The sequence below is a fragment of the Pseudomonas sp. CBZ-4 genome (assembly GCF_000346755.1).
Taxonomy (GTDB): domain Bacteria; phylum Pseudomonadota; class Gammaproteobacteria; order Pseudomonadales; family Pseudomonadaceae; genus Aquipseudomonas.
The window spans coordinates 72558-89992 of record NZ_ANNV01000102.1 but is presented as its reverse complement, the minus strand read 5'-3'; the positions used below and the strand labels follow the sequence as shown (position 1 = coordinate 89992).

The following is a 17435-nucleotide window of genomic DNA, read 5'->3' as shown; positions in this document are numbered from 1 at the left end:
TTATGGCCCGTGGGGTTAACAAAGTCATATTGGTCGGTACATGCGGCCAGGATCCCGAAGTTCGCTACTTGCCTAACGGTAACGCCGTGACCAACCTGAGTCTGGCGACCAGCGAACAGTGGACCGACAAGCAAACCGGCCAGAAGGTCGAGAAAACCGAATGGCACCGTGTGTCGATGTTCGGCAAGGTGGCAGAGATCGCCGGTGAATACCTGCGCAAAGGTTCGCAGGTCTACATCGAAGGCAAGCTGCAAACCCGCGAGTGGGAAAAAGACGGTATCAAGCGTTACACCACCGAAATCGTGGTCGACATGCAAGGCACCATGCAACTGCTGGGCGGCCGTCCACAGGGCGACCAACAGGGCCAGGGCGGCATGTCCAACTCGGCTCCGCGTCCACAGCAGTCGCGTCCGCAGCCAAGCCAGCAGCCTCAGCGTGAGTCGCGTCCAGCGCCACAGCAGGCCGCTCCGCAACCGGCCCCGGATTTCGACAGCTTTGATGACGATATCCCGTTCTAAGGTCCAAGACCCAGAACACACAAAACCCCCGATAGCCCAGGCTTCGGGGGTTTTTTATTGCCCGATCATCCGGGCATTTGTTCTCAGAGCCCACAGGATTTAGGCTGTGGCCAACCTTTAACACGAAGGAATGCTGCGATGACCTGGTCAGCCAAGCAATACACGATGTTCGAACTGCAGCGCACCCGTCCGGTCCGTGACCTGGTGGCGGCGATTCCCAATACCGACGTGCGCACCGCCGTCGACCTGGGTTGCGGCCCCGGCAACTCCACCGAAGTACTGGCCGAGCGCTTCCCGCACGCCCACGTCACCGGCATGGACAGCTCCGACGACATGCTCGCCGACGCCCGCAAACGCCTGCCGGCACTGAGTTTCGAGCTGGCGGATATTGGCGACTGGAACCCAGCGCAAGCCTTTGACGTGATCCTGGCCAACGCATCCCTGCAATGGTTACCGAATCACGCCACGCTGTACCCGCACCTGGTCAACCAACTGACACCCGGCGGCACGCTGGCGGTGCAAACCCCGGACAACCTCGACGAGCCTGCCCACCGGCTCGCCCGTGAAGTCGCTGCCGAGGGCCCATGGGCCGCCAAGATCGGCGCGGTCAAACACAATGAGCGCCACGCCGCGAGCTACTACTACGAACTGTTGAGCAAACACTGCAGCACCGTCGATGTGTGGCGTACCACTTACCTGCACCCGCTGGCAGATCACGCCGCGGTGGTGGAGTGGTTCAAGGCGTCGGCCCTAAGGCCATTCCTCGCGCCTTTGACCGATAGCGAAAAGGCCGCCTTCCTACAGGAATACAAGGCGCGGATTACCCAGGCTTACCCAGCCCTGGCCGATGGCACTGTATTGCTGCCATTCCCGCGCCTGTTCATCATCGCGACGCGCTAACGTCGGGCACGCAAGTGGCGGTCAGGCCGCCGCCGCTTGCGCCTGCAAGTATTCATCCGCCGACACCACGCCCGCATAACCAAATGCCAGTGAGGCCATATACGCCCCATGCACTTGCGCGGCTGGAATCACCTGGCCATTGAACTCCAGATCCCGGGTGGCGCAGGCGTCGTGAATGACCGTGACCTTGTAGCCCAGATCCGCCGCCGCCCGCACCACGGCATCAATGCACATGTGGCTCATGCTGCCGACCACCACCAGTTCGGTGATGCTGCGTTGTTCCAGTAGCGCACGCAGATTGGTTTCGCGAAACGCATTGACGAAATGCTTCAACACCACCGGCTCGTTGCCCTCGTTCAGCACCTTGGGATGCAAATGCGCACCCTCGGAACCTGGTGTGAAGAATGGTGCGTCTTGGGATGTGAATTCGTGGCGCACATGAATCACCGCATCACCGGCCTGGCGAAACGCTTGCAGCACCTGCGCAGCCTTGTCCGCCGCGGCGTCCACGCCGTCGAGTGGCCACTTGCCCTGAGGGAAGTAGTCGTTCTGGATATCGATTAGGATGAGTGCTTGCTTGGCCATGGGTATTGCCTCGTGATGGGTTGATGGGCCCAGTATCTTCGCTGGCGCCTGCACCTGGGATTGGCTGCACCGACAATAACAGGGGGAAAACTGACAATGGTCGTTGTTGAGTTGGGTGTGTTGATCTACCAGGGCGCGCAACTGGCCGCCGTGCATGGTTTGACCGACTTGTTCGGCGTGGCCAACCGGATCGCCGCCGAGCATCGATCTGCGCAATTGCCATTGCTGCGGGTCAGCCACTGGCAAGTGGATGCACTGGGCCAACCGCTGCGTGTGTTCGACAGCCACCCAGGCCTGGATCAACCGATGATGGCTGTGCTGGTGCCGCCGTCCATCGGCGAGTTTACCGAAGAACAAACGCCGCCGGCGCTGTTGCAGTGGCTGCGCGAGCAACATGCCACGGGCACGGTGCTTGGCGGCGTGTGTATCGGTTCGATCATGCTGGCGCGCAGTGGCCTGTTGGATGGGCGCAGCGCCACCACCCATTGGTCATCGGCCCAGTCCTTCGCGGCCCGCTATCCGGCGGTGCGGCTGGAGGCGGATAAGCCCATCGTCGATGACGGCGACCTGATCACCACGGCCGGGCTGATGGCCTGGTCCGAACTGGGCCTGCGCCTCGTGGATCGGCTGATGGGCCCGAGCATCGCCGCCGACACGGCACGCTTCCTGGTGATCGAGCACAGCGACAGCGCCAGCCAGTGCGGCAGTAACTTTGCGCCGATCCTTGGGCATGGCGATGGCGCCATCCTCAAGGTTCAGCATTGGCTGCAAGCCAGCGGGGCGGTGGATGTGTCTGTCGCCGCCATGGCGCAAGAGGCGGGCCTTGAGGAGCGCACCTTCCTACGGCGTTTTCGCAGCGCCACCGGCTTGAAGCCGACTGAATACTGCCAGCACCTGCGCGTGGGCAAGGCGCGGCAAATGCTTGAATTCACCAACGGCACCATTGATCACATCGCTTGGACCGTGGGCTACCAGGACCCCAGCGCCTTTCGCGCCACCTTCAAGAAAATCACCGGCCTGGCGCCCAGTGATTACCGCAGTCGATTTGGCGTTTAAGATCCCGGTGTTCTCTAAGCCGTCTTCGCGAGCAAGCCCGCTCCCACATTGGAATACATTTCAACTGTGGGAGCGGGCTTGCCCGCGATTGCGGTAGACCGATCAACACAAGCTCAAGCCGGCGCCTTCTTCACCCGCAACGCCTTCGCCTTGGCCTCCACCCCGAGGTACATCACCAGCGCGATCAGCAGTGGCAAAATAAAGTAGATCGCCCGATAAGCAATCAGCCCCGCCAGCAAGCTGCCCCGCGACGCCTCATGTTGCAGCAATCCAATAAACACGGCCTCCAACACCCCAAGCCCCGCCGGGATATGGGTGATCACGCCGGCGATGGCGCTGATGAGCAACACCCCGAGTACCAACGGGTAGTCCAGCTTGGCCGGCAGCAGGGTAAAAATCACCGCCGCCATCAGCGACCAATTCAATGCGCCCAAGGCCAACTGCAAGCACGCCATGCGCACTGACGGCAGGTTGATCTCCATACCGCGAACCGACCAAGCGCGTTTTTTCGAGAATTGGCAGGCGGCCAAGTAACCAAGACTAAGCAGCACCAACACAACCCCAATGCCCTGCAACGCGCCGGTACTGACTTTCCACCCTGGCGGCATGGTCACCAGGCCACTGCTGAAAATCACCCCGGCCAGCGCCATATAGCCGAACCAATTGGTCGCCAGGCTAAGCCCCAGGATCTTGGCGATATTGCCGGTGCTCACCCCCAGCCGCGAATACAACCTGTAGCGCATGGCAATCCCCCCAACCCACGCGCTGAGGTTGAGATTGAAGGCGTAGCTGATGATGCCCACCGGTAGGATCTGCTTCCACGTCAAGTCTTGGCGAATGTAGGTGCGGCCGATCAAATCAAAGCTGGCGTACACCAAAAAACTGCACAGCGTCACCGCGCCTGCGATCAGCAAGGTACGCAGCTTGAAGTCCCCCAGGGTCTGTACCACCTCGCTCCAGTCGATGCGCCGGGCGAGCAGGGTGAACAGTACGACCAGCGCCAGGAAGAACACCACGGTCAGCGGTTTCTTCCAGCGTTTGAAGCGCGATTCAGCGCTCATTGGCCTGGCCCTTAAACGGTTTCAGCCGCGGTTTATGGGCGGGCAGCCAACCGGTCATCGCGGGGAAGTGACGCATCACATGAAACACCAGGAAACCTACGGTCAATCGCCACAGCCACAAACGCGGCTTGCGGTTTTCCGGCATGGTCTGGCAGTGATCGCGGGCGAGTATTTCCAGGCGCTCATAGAGCTGTTGGTTGAATGCGCGATCGCGTATCAGCACGTTGGCTTCCAGGTTCAGCGCCAGGCTCAACGGGTCCAGGTTACTCGAACCCACGGTGCTCCAGTCGTCATCCACCAGCGCAACTTTGCCGTGCAGCGGGCGCTGGCAATACTCGTGGATCACCACGCCATCCTTGAGCAGGTAGTCGTAGAGCATGCGCGCGGCCAGCTTGGCTAGAAGCACATCCGGTTGGCCCTGCATGATCAGTTGTACCTGTACGCCCCGGCGCGCCGCGTTGCGGATTTCCCGCAGCAGGCGGTAGCCGGGGAAGAAATAGGCGTTGGCGATCACCACGCGTTTTTGCGCGTGACTCAGGGCGTGGATATAGGCTTCTTCGATGTCATCGCGGTGCTGTAGGTTGTCGCGATAAATCAGGCGCACCATGCCCTCGGCGCTTTCGGCCGTCCACGCTGAAGGCCGCTGCTGGCGCCACCGCCAACCGCGCCGGGCGCGTGGCTGACGGCCGCTTTGTGCGAGGGCGAAATGATGCAGGTCGGCCACCGCCGGACCCGTCACCTGCACCGCATAATCCTGCTTGGCCTCGGGGCCGAAATCCCCCAGATGGTCGGCCGAAAAATTGACCCCGCCGATAAACGCCACGGCGGCGTCCACCACGACGATCTTGCGATGCAGGCGGCGAAACCAGTTGGTGCGAAAACCCAGGGTCTTGGACGCCGGGTCGAACATCTGCACCGTCACCCCGGCGTCCGCCAGCTCACCGAGAAACGACGGGCTCAGCTCGCCACAGCCAAAGCCGTCGAGGCTGACCACCACCTTCACGCCACGCTGCGCCGCGTCGATCAGGATGTGTTGCAGCTCATGCCCCACCTTGTCTTCGAACAGGATAAAGGTCTCCAGCAGGATTTCCCGCTGCGCCTCGCGCAGAGCCTCGAAGACCTTCGGGAAGTACGCCTCGCCGTTTTCCAGCAACTGCACCTGGTTATCGCTGTGCCAGCCGTAGTCCAGGTCGCGGGCCTTGGCGGCGTCCGGCGGCTGGTCGGTGGCGATGTGTTCGACGGCGACGCTCATAGCTCGATCTCCACCGACAGCGGCACATGATCTGACAGATGCGACCAGGGCCGTGTGGTCAACACCCGGGGGTTATGCACCTTGAGGTGGCGCACGTAGATGCGGTCCAGCGGCAACAGCGGCAGGCGCGCCGGGAAGGTGCGTGCCGGTTTGCCGTGGGCCTGCATGAACACTTCGGTGAGGCCGCTCTGGCTCAAGTCGGCCTTCTGCCGCCAGTCGTTGAAATCTCCGGCCACCACCAGTGGCGCATCGGCCGGAATCTCGCGGATGCGTTGCTCCAGCAGGCGCAGTTGCTGCTGGCGATGCCCCTCGCGCAGGCCCAGGTGGATGCAGATCGCATGCACCTCCTGCCCGGTGCCCGGCAGTCGCAGTACGCAATGCAGCAGGCCACGGTTTTCATGGCCGCTCTGGGAGATGTCCAGGTTGTCGTAGCGCACAATCTGGAATTTCGACAGCAACGCATTACCGTGGTCCCCGTGGGGGTAGACCGCGTTGCGCCCGTAGGCGAACTGCGGCCAGATGCTGTCGGCGAGGAATTCGTACTGCGGCATGTTCGGCCAGGCGCTGTAGCGCTGCGGGTGGCGTTCGTGGGTGCCGTGGATTTCCTGCAGGAACACCATGTCCGCGCCCACACTGCGCACGGCTTCGCGCAGCTCGGGCAGGATGAAACGCCGGTTCAGGGCGGTAAACCCCTTATGGATATTGACCGTCAGCACCGTGAAGCGGGTGATGGCAACGCTGGGGGTGACGGGCATCCAGTCGGGACTCGCAGCCATGGTTGCTCCTGAAAAAGAGTGGGGCTTTGCCCCCGTTTAAGGCTGACTCTAGGGGGCGGCGGAAAGTTTCCAGCGTCCTACGGACGGCATAAACATGGCCGGGCGGGGGAACGATCAAGGCCCAAACCCGTCAGTTCCTTACAGACCCTGCTGAAGGAGCCCGGTGTTTTGCTGAACTCAAAGACTGCACTACTGCTCGGTGCGCTGCTGTTGTGCGGCAGCGGCGCACTGCAAGCCGCCGACCCGCAAGCCGAAGCACCGGCCAAGCCGGAACTGCTGGTGGAAGGCGGCCTGCTCGGGGCCATCAGTTCCAGCATCGACAATGTGCAGGACAAGCTCGACCTCAATCAGAGCCTGGTCGATGCCTGGCGCCTGCGTGCGGACCGGGCGGCAGACGAAGTAGGGCGGTTGGTGGACCAGGCGTCAGAACGTTCGCCATGGAGCGTCGCCGGGGACTTCCTGCTGTTATCCGGGGTGTGGATCGGCGCGTTTGCGTTGCTCACGTTGTTGGGGCGCTGGTTCGTGCAGCGCCTGAGCCGGCGCGCCTTTGTCGAACAACGCGAGCGCCTGCAAGCCGTGCTCGGCTACGTGGTGCCCTATACGCTGCCGGCACTGGTCTGCCTGCCCTTGACGCTTTACGTCAGCCATTTTTTACCCACATCAGTAGGAAGAGCGCTGGCGCTGTGTTTTGCCTACGCCACCAGCAGCGGGATCTTTTCCACGTCGATGCTGCTGTGTGTGATCGTCATGTTCAACCTCGGCCACAAACGGCCAGCCGTGGCGATTATTCGCAGTTATTGCCCCAGGCCGCTGTTCCTCATCGGCTTTCTCGCCGCCCTCAGCGATGCCCTGACCAGCCCACAAATCGCCCGTCAACTCGGTGGTAATATCACCAGCAGTATCGCGGTGTTTACCGGCCTGTTTGCTGCGGTGATCTTCGGCGTACTGGTGGTGCGCCTGCGCCGGCCAGTCGCCCACCTGATCCGCAACCGGCCGTTGGCCCAGCGCCTTAAACACCCGGCGTTGCAGCAATCGCTGCGGGTGTTTTCCGGGCTGTGGTACTGGCCGATCCTGTTGATGGTGCTGGTCTCGGCGATCAACCTGATTGGCGCCGGTGACGACAATCAAAAGGCCCTGCGCTGCGCGTTGTTCACGACGATCCTGCTGATCGGCACGGTGTTCCTCAGCACGGTGCTGCAACACCTGTTCAAGTCCCGCAGCCAGGTGGCGATCCAGCGCAGCAGTGCCTATAAGGAACGTTTCCTCAGCCTGTTGCACGCGATTTTGCGTATCGCCATGGCCATCGGGTTTATCGAGATCCTCGGGCGGATCTGGGGCGTCTCGTTGTTTGAGTTTGCCGAGCGCAATTCCATCGGCCGGGCGATCAGTGATTCCCTCAGCAGCATCGGCTTGATCCTGCTGATGACCTGGCTGTTCTGGGTGGTGCTCGACACGGCGATCCAGGAAGCCTTGAAGCCACCCGTCAACAAACGCTCCAGCCGCCAGCCGAGCACGCGGGTGAAAACCATCCTGCCGCTGGTGCGCAACGCGGTGAAAATCATCCTGGTGGTGATCTGCGCGATCACCACCATGGCCAACCTGGGGATCAACGTCGCGCCGCTGCTGGCGGGTGCCGGGGTGGTGGGCCTGGCGATTGGTTTTGGCTCGCAGCAACTGGTGCAGGATGTGATCACCGGGCTGTTCATCATCATCGAAGACACCCTGTCCATCGGCGACTGGGTGGTGCTCGACTCCGGCCACGCCGGCACCGTCGAAGGCCTGACCATCCGCACCCTGCGCCTGCGCGACGGCAAGGGGTTTGTGCATTCGGTGCCGTTCGGGCAGATCAAGGCGGTCACCAACCAGTCGCGGCAATTTGCCTACGCGTTCTTCTCGGTGCAGTTCACCTACGACACCGATGTGGACAAGGCCGTGGAGTTGATCCGCGAGGCGGGCCAGTCGATCCGTGACGATGGGTTCCTCAAGTACAACCTGCAAGGGCCGCTGGAGGTGTTTGGCGTGGATAAGATGGACCTCAATGGCGTGGTGCTCACGGCGCAGTTCCGTACCGTGTCGGGTGGGCAATATGCGGTGAGCCGTGCCTTCAACCAGCGCTTGAAGAAGCTTGTGGATAACTGCGCCGAGGTGCAGTTTGCGCAGACTTATCCACAGCAGGTGATGGTGCCCGTCAAGGCGGCCCTTGAGCATGAGCCGCCGGAGGCCGGCGCGAAGACAGTTAATCCGTGACGGTTGCGCTACAAACCCGCAAAATGCAACGATTCTGACCAATACTTAAATAGCCATCGTTCCACACTGACCGGGCCTGCACACTCTATGCGAATGCGCCTTATGTTGTTGGGCGGCGGGAATGCCCTCGGGCAGGCGCTGATTCGCCTCGGTGCAGAGGAAGACATCGGTTTCCTCGCCCCCAAACCGCCCCAAGACGGCTGGGATGCCGCGAGCCTTACCCAATTGCTCGACGACACCCGTCCCGATGCGTTGATCAACCTCGCCTACTACTTCGACTGGTTCCAGGCCGAAGCCGTCAGCGAAACCCGTCTGGCCGCCCAGGAGTTCGCCATCGAACGCCTGGCCGAACTGTGCCAGCACCACACCATTACCTTGCTGCAACCGTCCAGCTACCGCGTGTTCGATGGCTCCCGTGCCACCGCCTACAGCGAAAAGGACGAGCCGGTGCCCCTGGGCCTGCGCGGCCAGGCGTTGTGGCGCATCGAGCAAAGCGTGCGCGCGACGTGCCCGCAACATGTGTTGCTACGTTTTGGCTGGCTGCTGGATGACAGCGTCGACGGTACTCTCGGGCGCTTTTTGGCCCGGGCCGAGAAGCCGGATGAATTGCTGATGGCGGATGACCGTCGTGGCAACCCGACGCCGGTGGATGATGCGGCGCGGGTGATCATCTCGGTGCTCAAGCAACTCGATTGTGCGGCGCCGCTGTGGGGCACCTATCACTACGCCGGCCAGGAGGCGACCACGCCGTTGGCGCTGGGCCAGGCGATCCTCACGGAAGCGCGTACGTTTCATCCGCTGGCGATTGAATCACCCACCGCCCAGGCCCATGCGGCTCGGCCGGACGCGAGTGATGAACCGCAACATGCGGTGCTGGCCTGCAAGAAGATCCTGCACACCTTTGGCATCAAGCCACGGGCGTGGCGGGCAGGGTTGCCGGCGTTGCTGGATCGGTTCTACCGCCATACCTGACACCGCCCCAAACGCAAATGTGGGAGCTGGCTTGCCTGTGATGCAGACACCTCGGAGTTTCAGTCATACCGAGGTGATGCTATCGCAGGCAAGCCAGCTCCCACACAGTCCAGCTCCCACATTTTTTTATGCGGTGTGGCTTAGAACTTGTAGCCGATACCCACCATGTAAACCATCGGGTCCACGTCCACATTGACCTTGGCGCGCGTGCCTTGGCCCAGGGCGTTGTTGTCCACGGTGGCCTTGGTGCTGATGTCGATGTAGCGCGCCTGGGCGTTGATCATCCACTTGTCGTTGATCATGTAGTCCGCACCGATCTGTGCGGCCCAGCCCCAGGAGTTTTCTGCCTTGAAGTTGCTGAAGCCTGCACCCTGGGCGCGGCTGCCGACGTGCTCGTCGTAGATCCAGGTGTAGTTGATACCGGCGCCTACGTAGGGTTGGAAGGCGGACTTGTTGTCCAGCGGGTAGTACACGACGCTCAAGGTCGGCGGCAGGTGTTTCAGGGTGCCGAGCTTACCGTTGGCGGCGCCGAGGGCGGTGCCCTTGATCTTCACGTCGTGCTCGAACGGCGTGGCGGCCAGCAGTTCGATACCGACGTGGTTGGTCAGCATGTAAGCGAAGTTGAGGCCCAGTTGGGTGTCGCTGCTCATGGTCGCCTTGCCGCCCAGGTTGGCGCCGGCCAATGGGCCCTGGTCAACTTTGACGGTGCCGCTGTCGGCCTTCGGGTTCACGGTGATTGCACCGGCGCGAACCAGAATGTCGCCCGCTTCGTGAGCGTGGGCAACCGGGGCGACGAGGGCGAGCGCGAAGAGGGACGCGCCGAGCAGGGACTTGTTCATGGGAGCTCCAAAGGACGTTTAAAAGTTGTAGGTCCAATGGTAAAGATCGTTCCGTGCGGTCTTTTGATTCAGCTCAATGAAAGGGCGATCAGCGTTATTCCTGCAGTTCGTACATGTAAATCTTCTCGGCCTCCATCTGGTAACCGGCATCGGCCAGCTCGCTGGTGGACGGCTTGACCTGCATCGCGCCTTCGATCCAGTACGGCTGGTACAGCTCATCGAGCTTCACGCCGACTTCGCTTTTCACATGCACGATCTGGTTCGATGGCGGCGGCGGCACATGGATGCACGCGCCGAAATACGGCACCAGCAAGAACTCGGTGGTGCGACCTTCTTCGCTGACTTCCAGCGGCACGATGTAACCCGGCAAACGAATATGCTGACCGTCAAGCGCCTGCACCACCGGCGCGTTGGGCAGATCCTGCTTGGCCGCTGGCGCCGCTTCGGCCGACAAGGCATCGGCCATGCCTGACAGATCGTGCAACGGTTTCATGTTTGGCACTTCCGGCGGCGCGTCAGGTGGGATCATCTCCTGCCACGACAAATCCTTGGGCTGGTCGCCGGCCCACACGGGCGCGGATACCAGCAGCAACAACGCAAACAGCGCACGACGCATCGAAGCCTTCCTCATAAACGTATGGACAGGCCGTCGGCCAGGGATTGTCGATAGGCGCGCCACGCGGGCACGCCTCCCATCAACAGCGCGGCGGCCAGGATACCGGCGAGCAGCGTCCATTCATATTCGCTCGGCCACGCCATTGGCAAGTCCAGGCCGTAGTTGGCCTGCAAATAGCCACGTGAGGCGGCGATGCACACGTACAACAAGCCAACCCCGGCGACCACGCCAGACAGCGCCAGGGCGAAGGCTTCAAAGATCAGCAACGTCGCGATATGCCACGGGCGGGCGCCCACCGAACGCAGGATCGCCATCTCGCGGCGGCGCTCGTTGAGGCTGGTGAGGATCGCCGTGAGCATGCCGATCAAGCCGGTCAGCACCACGAACAGCGAGATCACGAACAGGGCTTTTTCGGCGGTGCCCATCATGCTCCACAACTCTTGCAGCGCCACGCCCGGCAGGATCGCCAGCATCGGTTCGCCACGGAATTCATTGATCTCCCGTTGCAGGGCAAAGGTGGAAATCTTGTTGTTCAAACCCAGCATGAACGCGGTGATGGCCTGCGGGGTGAGGTCCATGTTGCGCGCCTGATCGGCGCTGATGCGGCCTTTGCCCTGGGCGGGCACGCCGTTGTGCCAGTCGATATGGATCGCTTCCATGCCGCCGAGGCTGATGTGCAGCGTGCGGTCCACCGGCGTGCCGGTGCGCTTGAGAATGCCGACCACGGTGAAGGGTTTGTCGTCGTGCTTGACCAGGCTCACCACCGCCACGCCGTGGGCCAGCACCAGCTTGTCGCCGAGCTTGTAGTGCAGCGCCTCGGCGACTTCGGCGCCGAGCACCACTTCAAACGGGTCGGTGGCGAAGGCGCGGCCGCTGGCCAGTTCGAGGTTTTGCTTGCGGCCGTACTGGTAGTGCTCGAAGTAGGAGTCGTTGGTGCCCATCACGCGGTAGCCGCGATGGGAATCGCCGAGGGAAATCGGGATCGCCCACTTCACTTGGGGGTTGGCGGCGAAGTGTTCGTAGCTGTCCCAACGGATGTTGTTGGTGGCGTTGCCGATGCGGAACACCGAGTACAGCAACAGGTTGACCGAGCCGGAACGGGCGCCGACGATCAGGTCGGTGCCGCTGAGGGTGCTGGCAAAACTGTTGCGCGCCTCGACGCGCACGCGTTCCACCGCCAGTAACAAACAGACGGAAAGCGCGATGGCGAACGCGGTGAGGATCGCGGTAAAGCGGCGGTTAGCCAGGCTGGCCATGGCTAGACGGAACAGATACATCTCAAACCTCTGCGGGCGTGGCGGCGCGATTGAGTTCGGCCAGCGACAGGTGGCGGTCGAACAGCGCAGCCAGGCTTTGGTCATGGCTGACAAACAGCAGGCTGGCGCCGGCGTCACGGCATTCGGCGAACAACAGCTGAAGGAAAGCTTCGCGGGCGTCGTAGTCCAGGGCCGAGGTGGGTTCGTCGGCGATCACCAGTTCCGGTTGGCCGATCAACGCCCGGGCAGCGGCGACCCGTTGTTGCTGGCCGATGGACAGCGAATCGGCGCGGCGCTCCAGCAAGTCCTTGTCCTTCAAGCCCAGGTGCGCGAGCAGGGTGGCAGCGGCTTGATCGACACTGCCGTGGCGCTGCTTGGCCCGTTGTGCGCGCAGCTTGGAAAAGTGGCACGGCAACTCGACGTTCTCGCGCACCGAGAGGAACGGCAGCAGGTTGAACTGCTGGAAGATATAGCCGGTGTGGTCCACGCGGAAACGGTCGCGGGCGCCGGCCGACAGTTCGGTGAGTTCCTGGCCGAGCAGGCGGATGCTGCCCTGGCTGGGCTTCTGCACACCGCCGAGCAGGCCCAGCAGCGTGGTCTTGCCGCTGCCGCTCGGGCCCTTGAGGAACAGGGTTTCACCCGCTTCCAGGCGGAACGCGGGGATATCCAGCAACTGCGGGTGACCGGGCCAGTTGAAGCCCAGGTCGGACAGTTCGATCAATGCTTGGGTCATGGGAAATCAGTGTCGCCTGTTGGCTGGGTTGCAAATGTGGTGCTGGACCCCTGTGGGAGCTGGCTTGCCTGCGATGGCATCACTGCGGAGTGTCTGATGTACCGCGCCGCCTGAATCGCAGGCAAGCCAGCTCCCACATTGACCGGGTCTGCTTCAGAACTTCAGGGTAGCGGCTGTAGCCGTCGCATCAACACCTTGCTGACCGCTCGGCCCGATCAGTTGTACCTGAATTTTCTGGGTGGCGGGGAAGGTCTTGAACACTTGGCTCAGGTCGAGATTGCTCAGGGCCGTCGGCGTGGCGCAGGTGAATTGGTAGTGGGCGTGGATTTCGCTGTGGTCGTGATGATGCTCGCCACCCTTGGCGTCGTGATCGTGGTCGTCATCATCGTCGTGATCGGCTTCGGGTTTGTCGCCGAACAGCGGGCTGTTGAGTTCCTGGCTGCTGACCACGCATCCGGCGCCTTTGGGCAGGTTGAACAGGGCCAGCGGGTTTTCCAGCTGTTTGCGCACGGCGGCGACCTTGGCTTTGTCGGCGGGCGTGCTGGCCACGTGTTCAAAACCCACCAGGTTCATCGCCGGGCTGTCCAGCTCAAGCTCCAGGGCCTGGCCGTCCAGCACCGCGTTGAGGCGACCCACGCCATGCTCGTGGGCGCCGAGGCTGCCGTGTTCGTGGTCGTGCTCTTCATGAGCATGGGCAACCGCCAGTGGCAGCAGGGCAAACGGCAAAGCAAGCAACAGACGGCGCATGGGGCGGCTCCAGGACATGAAAGTTTTGTTATGTGATCTTATAACAATAGTCGCGAGAGTTTGACCGCCTGCTTGGCGTTGCGCAAGCCGCATGGGAGCATGCCGGTCAGAAAAGTGCAGGAGTACGGACGATGTTGCGAATTCGAGGAACCGTCGGCGACCTGCCGGTGGATTTGACCCTGGAGTTGGACGACGGCGATTGGGCACGCCTGGGCGCGCAATTGCAGGCCGCCCCGCTGCCAAGCGCACCGGCAGCGGCGCCGGTCAAACAGGATGAGGATCAGTGGCAGAGCGCCCAGGATCTATTGCGCAATGCCGGGCAGCTCAACGGCCTGGAGTTGCTCGATCAATTGGAAGGCTTGGCCGGCGACGCCTCGGCGGGCAAGCGCCTGTTGGTGCGCCTGCGCCACAGCGCCAAGGTCAAGGTCGCCAGCGGCGGGGATACGCCGCTGTACAGCTGGATCGGTGATTAGTACAGCGCCGCGAACAACTTGCGACGGTACACCGTGACCAGCGGGTGATCGTTGCCCAACAGCTCGAACACCTGCAGCAAGGTCTTCTGCGGCAAGCCTTCGCTGTAGCTGCGGTTGCGGATAAACAACTTGAGCAAGCCTTCCAGCGCCGCGTCGTACTGCTGGCGCGCCAGTTGCTGGATGCTCAGTTGATAGGCCGCTTCATCATCCTGCGGGTTTTGCGCTAGGCGGCTTTTCAGGTCGGCGGCGTCCGGCAGGTCGGCGGCCTGGCGCAGGAAGGTGATCTGCGCCTTGGCGCCGGCGAGGGCGGCTTTGTGCTCGTCGCTTTCGACCGCATCCAGCACTGTTTGCGCTTCACCCAGTTCGCCACGTTCGGCCAGGCAGCGTGCATACAGGATCAGCGCGGCGGCGTTGGTGTTGTCCTCGCCCAGCAGCGTCACCAGCACGGCCTCGGCATCGCTGATGCGACCGTCGGCAAACAACGCCTGGGCCTGCTCCAGCGGATCTGCGGCGGCCGGTGGTGGCATCTGCACATGGGGCTCCAGCATTGCCCGCACCGCCGACTCCGGCTGCGCCCCGGCAAACCCGTCCACCGGCTGGCCATCCTTGAACAGCACCACCGTCGGCAGGCTGCGAATGCCGAAGCGCGCGACGATGTCCTGCTCGGCCTCGCAATCAACCTTGGCCAGCAGCAACTCGCCCTGATAACTCTCGGCAATCTGCGCCAGCAGCGGCATCAACGCCTTGCACGGCGCGCACCACTCGGCCCAGAAATCTACCAGCACGGGCTTGTGGAACGAATTCTCGATGACGGCTTGGTCGAACGTAGCGGTGGTGGCATCGAAGATGTACGGCGTGGGCTCACTCATGGGGCGTCTCGAAGAAAGCGGGAATGGGGCAACTATAAGGGCTGGCGCTGGCTACCGGAAGCTGCATGGCGTTCAGGTGCGAGGTGCGTGCCAAAAAGCGTCTTGATGCCAGTCGGGGGGAAACCCCATCGCCTTGAGGTTGACTTCGGGAAACTCATGGACGAGCTGACACAGGCGCTGACCCCAGCGAGCATTCGGGCTTACCTGATGCATCAGGTGATTCAATATGCAGAGGACCGCGAAAATGCGCGTATGTGGTCCTGGCAGGAAGAGGTGCGCCGGCCACGGGAAATTGGCTTTCTTCGGCAACTCGGGACGAATACCCAATTCCCGGTTCCACATCCGCGAATGATGGGCGCACATGTTTCGGACAGTGGTCAGGGTATGCAGCCAGGACTGCATCAAGGGCGCTGCTAGCCCTAGACGCTTGGCAATGGCCTTTTTGTCCGAGTCCCTGGCCAGGCCTTTGTAAAGGTGGGACAAGTCGCCCAGCGTCAGCTCTTCCAACATAGCCCAGCCAGGCATCAAAGGCGGATGGGAGTAAGTTGCCGGGTAATGGCGGGCATAGCTTTCTTTCGCTCTATGGCGTTTAAGTGTGGCTTTTCTGTTGTCGTCCGCATGCAGCTGGTCGATGCGCTCGCATTCTCGCTGGTAGTCACGCGTTGCGTTGGATTGCTTGATCGACAGGGTTGTCAGCAGGCGCTGATGATCGAACGCAGGGTGGAACATCTGTGGGTTGATATACCAGTGACTGCCGTAAACAGGTCCCATGTGGTTACTGATAACGGCGCGCGATGCAACTTCAACCCTTTCGATTGCATCCATGCTCAGTAAACGAAGTCGCCGGTCAAAATCGTAGAGGCGGGTTAGTTGACGAAACTGGCTACCGTTACGAAATCGATGGTCCCTATCTTCTGGTTGTTGGAAGGGTCGCATGTAGGGGCTTAATCGAAAGAAGCTGACTGCCTGCAAAAAGGACTCGGCCCGAGCCTCATTTTGAATATGTAAGCCTCGGCGCTTGAGCAGTTCCAGTTGCGAAGGAACGTCGATGGCAGGCTTGCTGAAGGACCTCATGCCCAAAAAGTACCGGGCATAAAAAACCCGCACAATTTGTGCTTGGCTACTGACGCAACCAGAGGCATGGCGGGTGTATTGCCGCAGAGGTTAGGCAGCGGCCTTACTCTTTGCAAGGCTTTAATAAGCGAAATTGTAAGTGTAGGCATGCTGGTCGATTGTCCAGGCCGCGTGCGAAAGGAGCGTATTGTCCTCGCCGTTCCTATCCCTGTCTCAACCAACCTATTGCCAGAAATTTGTAACGCACGGGCTTATCGCCGCGAGTGGTACAGGCTCACCTTGCGAAACTCCCAAGGCTCCGCCAGGTCCGGCAGCGTCAGCGCATCAAGGATCTCCAGCCGCCGATAATCCGCATGCTGAAAGTCGCGCACCCGCGAATCCGCCACCAACGCCTCTCGGCCACGGGTGAGGAATTGATCCAATAACGGCAGGTTGGCGCGGTCGTAAAGCACATCGGCCACGAGGATCAGGTCGAAGCGGTCGGCTTCGGCGAAGAAATCCGCCGAATAACCCAGCGTCACACCGTTGAGTTCGGCATTCGCCCGGCACGCCGCCAGCGCCAGCGGATCAAGGTCGCACGCCACGACTTCCAGCGCGCCGGCTTTGACGGCCGCAATCCCGGCCACGCCGGAACCGGCGCCAAAATCCAGCACGCGCTTGCCGGCCACCCACTCGGGGTTTGCCGCGAGGTAGCGCGCCAGCGCCAGGCCGCTGGCCCAGCAGAAGCTCCAGTAGGGCGGTTCATGCAGGATACGCCGGGTTTCTTCGGGGCTGAAGGCGCGGTCCATGTTGTCCGCGTCCAGCAGCCATAACGACAACGCGGTGCCCGGCAGCGGGCAGGGCAGCAGTTGTGCGTCGCCGATCAGTTCGCTCAGTGCCGCTTGCAGGGGCAGCGGTGGCGTCATGGTGCCTTGACGAGTTGCAGGGGGCCGGTGGTCTGGGTGATCGCCTGGGTGATGCGTACGGCGGGCAGGTGCAGGATCAACTGGCCGGACTGGCTGGCGCGGCCGCGCACTTCAACGCGGGCACCGGCGGGGAAGGCCTCGGGGTTGAAGCGCAGGCGGAAGGCCAGGGGCTTGCCGTTGCCGGTCAGCACGCTGCTGGCGAGCAGTTGTTGTGGGCGCGAGCGTTCGTCGATCACCAGCAGGGCCATCTCGACTTCGGCGCCGGCGGGCACGTTGGTCAGGCTGCCGTTGATTTCACGCTGATAGGCCGGCAGTGGGCCGAGGTCTTCAATGCCCGGGACCTTTTTCTCTTGCGCCGGCACCGGTTGCGGCGTGGACGGTTTAGGGGCTTCGCTGCTGCAGGCGACCAGGAAACCGAACAGGGTGAGCAAGACAAGTGGTCGTAACTGCATGTACGGCTCCAGAAAGGGCAAAATCCGTGGCTTTAAAATCAAGAAACATAATAGCCAGTCTATATACCGTAAAGGCTATGGCTTGTCTTGCCACGGGGATGCGC

General features: G+C 62.0%; 19 protein-coding genes. 6 read left to right on the top strand and 13 right to left on the bottom strand.

Features of this window, described 5'->3' with window-relative positions; all coding sequences use genetic code 11:
• Positions 1-2: 2 nt before the first annotated feature.
• Complete coding sequence (locus B348_RS0113575) at positions 3-518, top strand: single-stranded DNA-binding protein (RefSeq protein ID WP_003232445.1); 516 nt, start codon at positions 3-5, stop codon at positions 516-518.
• 138 nt (positions 519-656) lie between these two features.
• The gene (gene tam / locus B348_RS0113570; RefSeq protein ID WP_017736658.1) at positions 657-1418 is read left to right on the top strand and encodes a trans-aconitate 2-methyltransferase; all 762 of its coding nucleotides are present in this window, start codon (positions 657-659) and stop codon (positions 1416-1418) included.
• A gap of 21 nt (positions 1419-1439) precedes the next feature.
• On the opposite strand, the gene B348_RS0113565 is transcribed toward tam, so the two are convergent.
• Positions 1440-2003, bottom strand: a complete 564-nt coding sequence (locus B348_RS0113565) for a cysteine hydrolase family protein (RefSeq protein ID WP_017736657.1) — start codon at positions 2001-2003, stop codon at positions 1440-1442.
• A 96-nt stretch (positions 2004-2099) separates the two neighbouring features.
• Between B348_RS0113565 and B348_RS0113560 the strand changes: the two genes are divergently transcribed.
• Positions 2100-3059 (top strand): GlxA family transcriptional regulator, encoded by a 960-nt coding sequence (locus B348_RS0113560; protein ID WP_017736656.1) that lies wholly within the window; start codon positions 2100-2102, stop codon positions 3057-3059.
• 113 nt (positions 3060-3172) lie between these two features.
• Here B348_RS0113560 and B348_RS0113555 read toward each other — a convergent pair whose 3' ends face one another.
• Genes B348_RS0113555 through B348_RS0113545 form a run of 3 tightly spaced genes read right to left on the bottom strand, consistent with a single transcriptional unit; the run spans position 3173 to position 6148 of the window.
• Positions 3173-4120, bottom strand: coding sequence for a lysylphosphatidylglycerol synthase domain-containing protein (locus B348_RS0113555; RefSeq protein WP_017736655.1), 948 nt, complete (start codon positions 4118-4120; stop codon positions 3173-3175).
• The gene (gene clsB / locus B348_RS0113550) at positions 4110-5372 is read right to left on the bottom strand and encodes a cardiolipin synthase ClsB (RefSeq protein WP_017736654.1); all 1263 of its coding nucleotides are present in this window, start codon (positions 5370-5372) and stop codon (positions 4110-4112) included. The genes B348_RS0113555 and clsB overlap by 11 nt, the downstream gene beginning before the upstream one ends.
• Positions 5369-6148 (bottom strand): endonuclease/exonuclease/phosphatase family protein, encoded by a 780-nt coding sequence (locus B348_RS0113545; protein WP_017736653.1) that lies wholly within the window; start codon positions 6146-6148, stop codon positions 5369-5371. Before B348_RS0113545 ends, clsB begins: the two co-directional genes overlap by 4 nt.
• A 168-nt stretch (positions 6149-6316) precedes the next feature.
• Between B348_RS0113545 and B348_RS0113540 the strand changes: the two genes are divergently transcribed.
• Both B348_RS0113540 and B348_RS0113535 read left to right on the top strand, forming a co-directional pair.
• A complete protein-coding gene (locus B348_RS0113540; RefSeq protein ID WP_017736652.1) occupies positions 6317-8395 on the top strand; it encodes a mechanosensitive ion channel family protein in 2079 nt (692 codons plus the stop codon).
• Between the two features lie 87 nt (positions 8396-8482).
• Positions 8483-9367, top strand: coding sequence for a sugar nucleotide-binding protein (locus tag B348_RS0113535; protein ID WP_026136777.1), 885 nt, complete (start codon positions 8483-8485; stop codon positions 9365-9367).
• A gap of 140 nt (positions 9368-9507) precedes the next feature.
• Here B348_RS0113535 and B348_RS0113530 read toward each other — a convergent pair whose 3' ends face one another.
• The 5 genes from B348_RS0113530 to B348_RS0113510 form a co-directional block, all read right to left on the bottom strand.
• Positions 9508-10206, bottom strand: a complete 699-nt coding sequence (locus B348_RS0113530) for an OmpW family protein (RefSeq protein WP_017736650.1) — start codon at positions 10204-10206, stop codon at positions 9508-9510.
• Positions 10207-10300: 94 nt separating this feature from the next.
• Complete coding sequence (locus B348_RS0113525) at positions 10301-10822, bottom strand: DUF3299 domain-containing protein (protein ID WP_017736649.1); 522 nt, start codon at positions 10820-10822, stop codon at positions 10301-10303.
• 11 nt (positions 10823-10833) lie between these two features.
• Positions 10834-12099 (bottom strand): ABC transporter permease, encoded by a 1266-nt coding sequence (locus tag B348_RS0113520; protein ID WP_026136776.1) that lies wholly within the window; start codon positions 12097-12099, stop codon positions 10834-10836.
• Between the two features lies 1 nt (position 12100).
• Entirely contained in the window at positions 12101-12811 is a 711-nt protein-coding gene (locus B348_RS0113515; protein WP_017736647.1) for an ABC transporter ATP-binding protein, read from the bottom strand.
• Between the two features lie 153 nt (positions 12812-12964).
• Entirely contained in the window at positions 12965-13558 is a 594-nt protein-coding gene (locus B348_RS0113510) for a DUF2796 domain-containing protein (RefSeq protein WP_017736646.1), read from the bottom strand.
• A 131-nt stretch (positions 13559-13689) separates the two neighbouring features.
• On the opposite strand from B348_RS0113510, the gene B348_RS0113505 reads away from it, so the two are divergent.
• Positions 13690-14031, top strand: a complete 342-nt coding sequence (locus B348_RS0113505; protein ID WP_017736645.1) for a hypothetical protein — start codon at positions 13690-13692, stop codon at positions 14029-14031.
• Here B348_RS0113505 and trxA read toward each other — a convergent pair.
• From trxA to B348_RS0113485, 4 genes are all read right to left on the bottom strand, one after another.
• The gene (gene trxA, locus B348_RS0113500; protein ID WP_017736644.1) at positions 14028-14900 is read right to left on the bottom strand and encodes a thioredoxin; all 873 of its coding nucleotides are present in this window, start codon (positions 14898-14900) and stop codon (positions 14028-14030) included. The two genes, B348_RS0113505 and trxA, sit on opposite strands and share 4 nt — an antisense overlap.
• A 72-nt stretch (positions 14901-14972) precedes the next feature.
• Complete coding sequence (locus B348_RS0113495; protein WP_026136775.1) at positions 14973-15974, bottom strand: Abi family protein; 1002 nt, start codon at positions 15972-15974, stop codon at positions 14973-14975.
• A 251-nt stretch (positions 15975-16225) separates the two neighbouring features.
• Positions 16226-16879, bottom strand: a complete 654-nt coding sequence (locus B348_RS0113490; RefSeq protein WP_017736642.1) for a methyltransferase — start codon at positions 16877-16879, stop codon at positions 16226-16228.
• Positions 16876-17331 (bottom strand): YbaY family lipoprotein, encoded by a 456-nt coding sequence (locus tag B348_RS0113485; protein ID WP_026136774.1) that lies wholly within the window; start codon positions 17329-17331, stop codon positions 16876-16878. The genes B348_RS0113490 and B348_RS0113485 overlap by 4 nt, the downstream gene beginning before the upstream one ends.
• Between the last annotated feature and the right edge of the window lie 104 nt (positions 17332-17435).

Excerpts from the sequence above, each read along its gene's own strand:
- B348_RS0113575 (WP_003232445.1), top strand. The coding sequence starts at position 3 with ATGGCCCGTGGGGTTAACAAAGTCATATTGGTCGGTACATGCGGCCAG.
- tam (WP_017736658.1), top strand. The coding sequence starts at position 657 with ATGACCTGGTCAGCCAAGCAATACACGATGTTCGAACTGCAGCGCACC.
- B348_RS0113565 (WP_017736657.1), bottom strand. The coding sequence starts at position 2,003 with ATGGCCAAGCAAGCACTCATCCTAATCGATATCCAGAACGACTACTTC.
- B348_RS0113560 (WP_017736656.1), top strand. The coding sequence starts at position 2,100 with ATGGTCGTTGTTGAGTTGGGTGTGTTGATCTACCAGGGCGCGCAACTG.
- B348_RS0113555 (WP_017736655.1), bottom strand. The coding sequence starts at position 4,120 with ATGAGCGCTGAATCGCGCTTCAAACGCTGGAAGAAACCGCTGACCGTG.
- clsB (WP_017736654.1), bottom strand. The coding sequence starts at position 5,372 with ATGAGCGTCGCCGTCGAACACATCGCCACCGACCAGCCGCCGGACGCC.
- B348_RS0113545 (WP_017736653.1), bottom strand. The coding sequence starts at position 6,148 with ATGGCTGCGAGTCCCGACTGGATGCCCGTCACCCCCAGCGTTGCCATC.
- B348_RS0113535 (WP_026136777.1), top strand. The coding sequence starts at position 8,483 with ATGCGAATGCGCCTTATGTTGTTGGGCGGCGGGAATGCCCTCGGGCAG.
- B348_RS0113530 (WP_017736650.1), bottom strand. The coding sequence starts at position 10,206 with ATGAACAAGTCCCTGCTCGGCGCGTCCCTCTTCGCGCTCGCCCTCGTC.
- B348_RS0113525 (WP_017736649.1), bottom strand. The coding sequence starts at position 10,822 with ATGCGTCGTGCGCTGTTTGCGTTGTTGCTGCTGGTATCCGCGCCCGTG.
- B348_RS0113520 (WP_026136776.1), bottom strand. The coding sequence starts at position 12,099 with ATGTATCTGTTCCGTCTAGCCATGGCCAGCCTGGCTAACCGCCGCTTT.
- B348_RS0113515 (WP_017736647.1), bottom strand. The coding sequence starts at position 12,811 with ATGACCCAAGCATTGATCGAACTGTCCGACCTGGGCTTCAACTGGCCC.
- B348_RS0113510 (WP_017736646.1), bottom strand. The coding sequence starts at position 13,558 with ATGCGCCGTCTGTTGCTTGCTTTGCCGTTTGCCCTGCTGCCACTGGCG.
- B348_RS0113505 (WP_017736645.1), top strand. The coding sequence starts at position 13,690 with ATGTTGCGAATTCGAGGAACCGTCGGCGACCTGCCGGTGGATTTGACC.
- trxA (WP_017736644.1), bottom strand. The coding sequence starts at position 14,900 with ATGAGTGAGCCCACGCCGTACATCTTCGATGCCACCACCGCTACGTTC.
- B348_RS0113495 (WP_026136775.1), bottom strand. The coding sequence starts at position 15,974 with ATGAGGTCCTTCAGCAAGCCTGCCATCGACGTTCCTTCGCAACTGGAA.
- B348_RS0113490 (WP_017736642.1), bottom strand. The coding sequence starts at position 16,879 with ATGACGCCACCGCTGCCCCTGCAAGCGGCACTGAGCGAACTGATCGGC.
- B348_RS0113485 (WP_026136774.1), bottom strand. The coding sequence starts at position 17,331 with ATGCAGTTACGACCACTTGTCTTGCTCACCCTGTTCGGTTTCCTGGTC.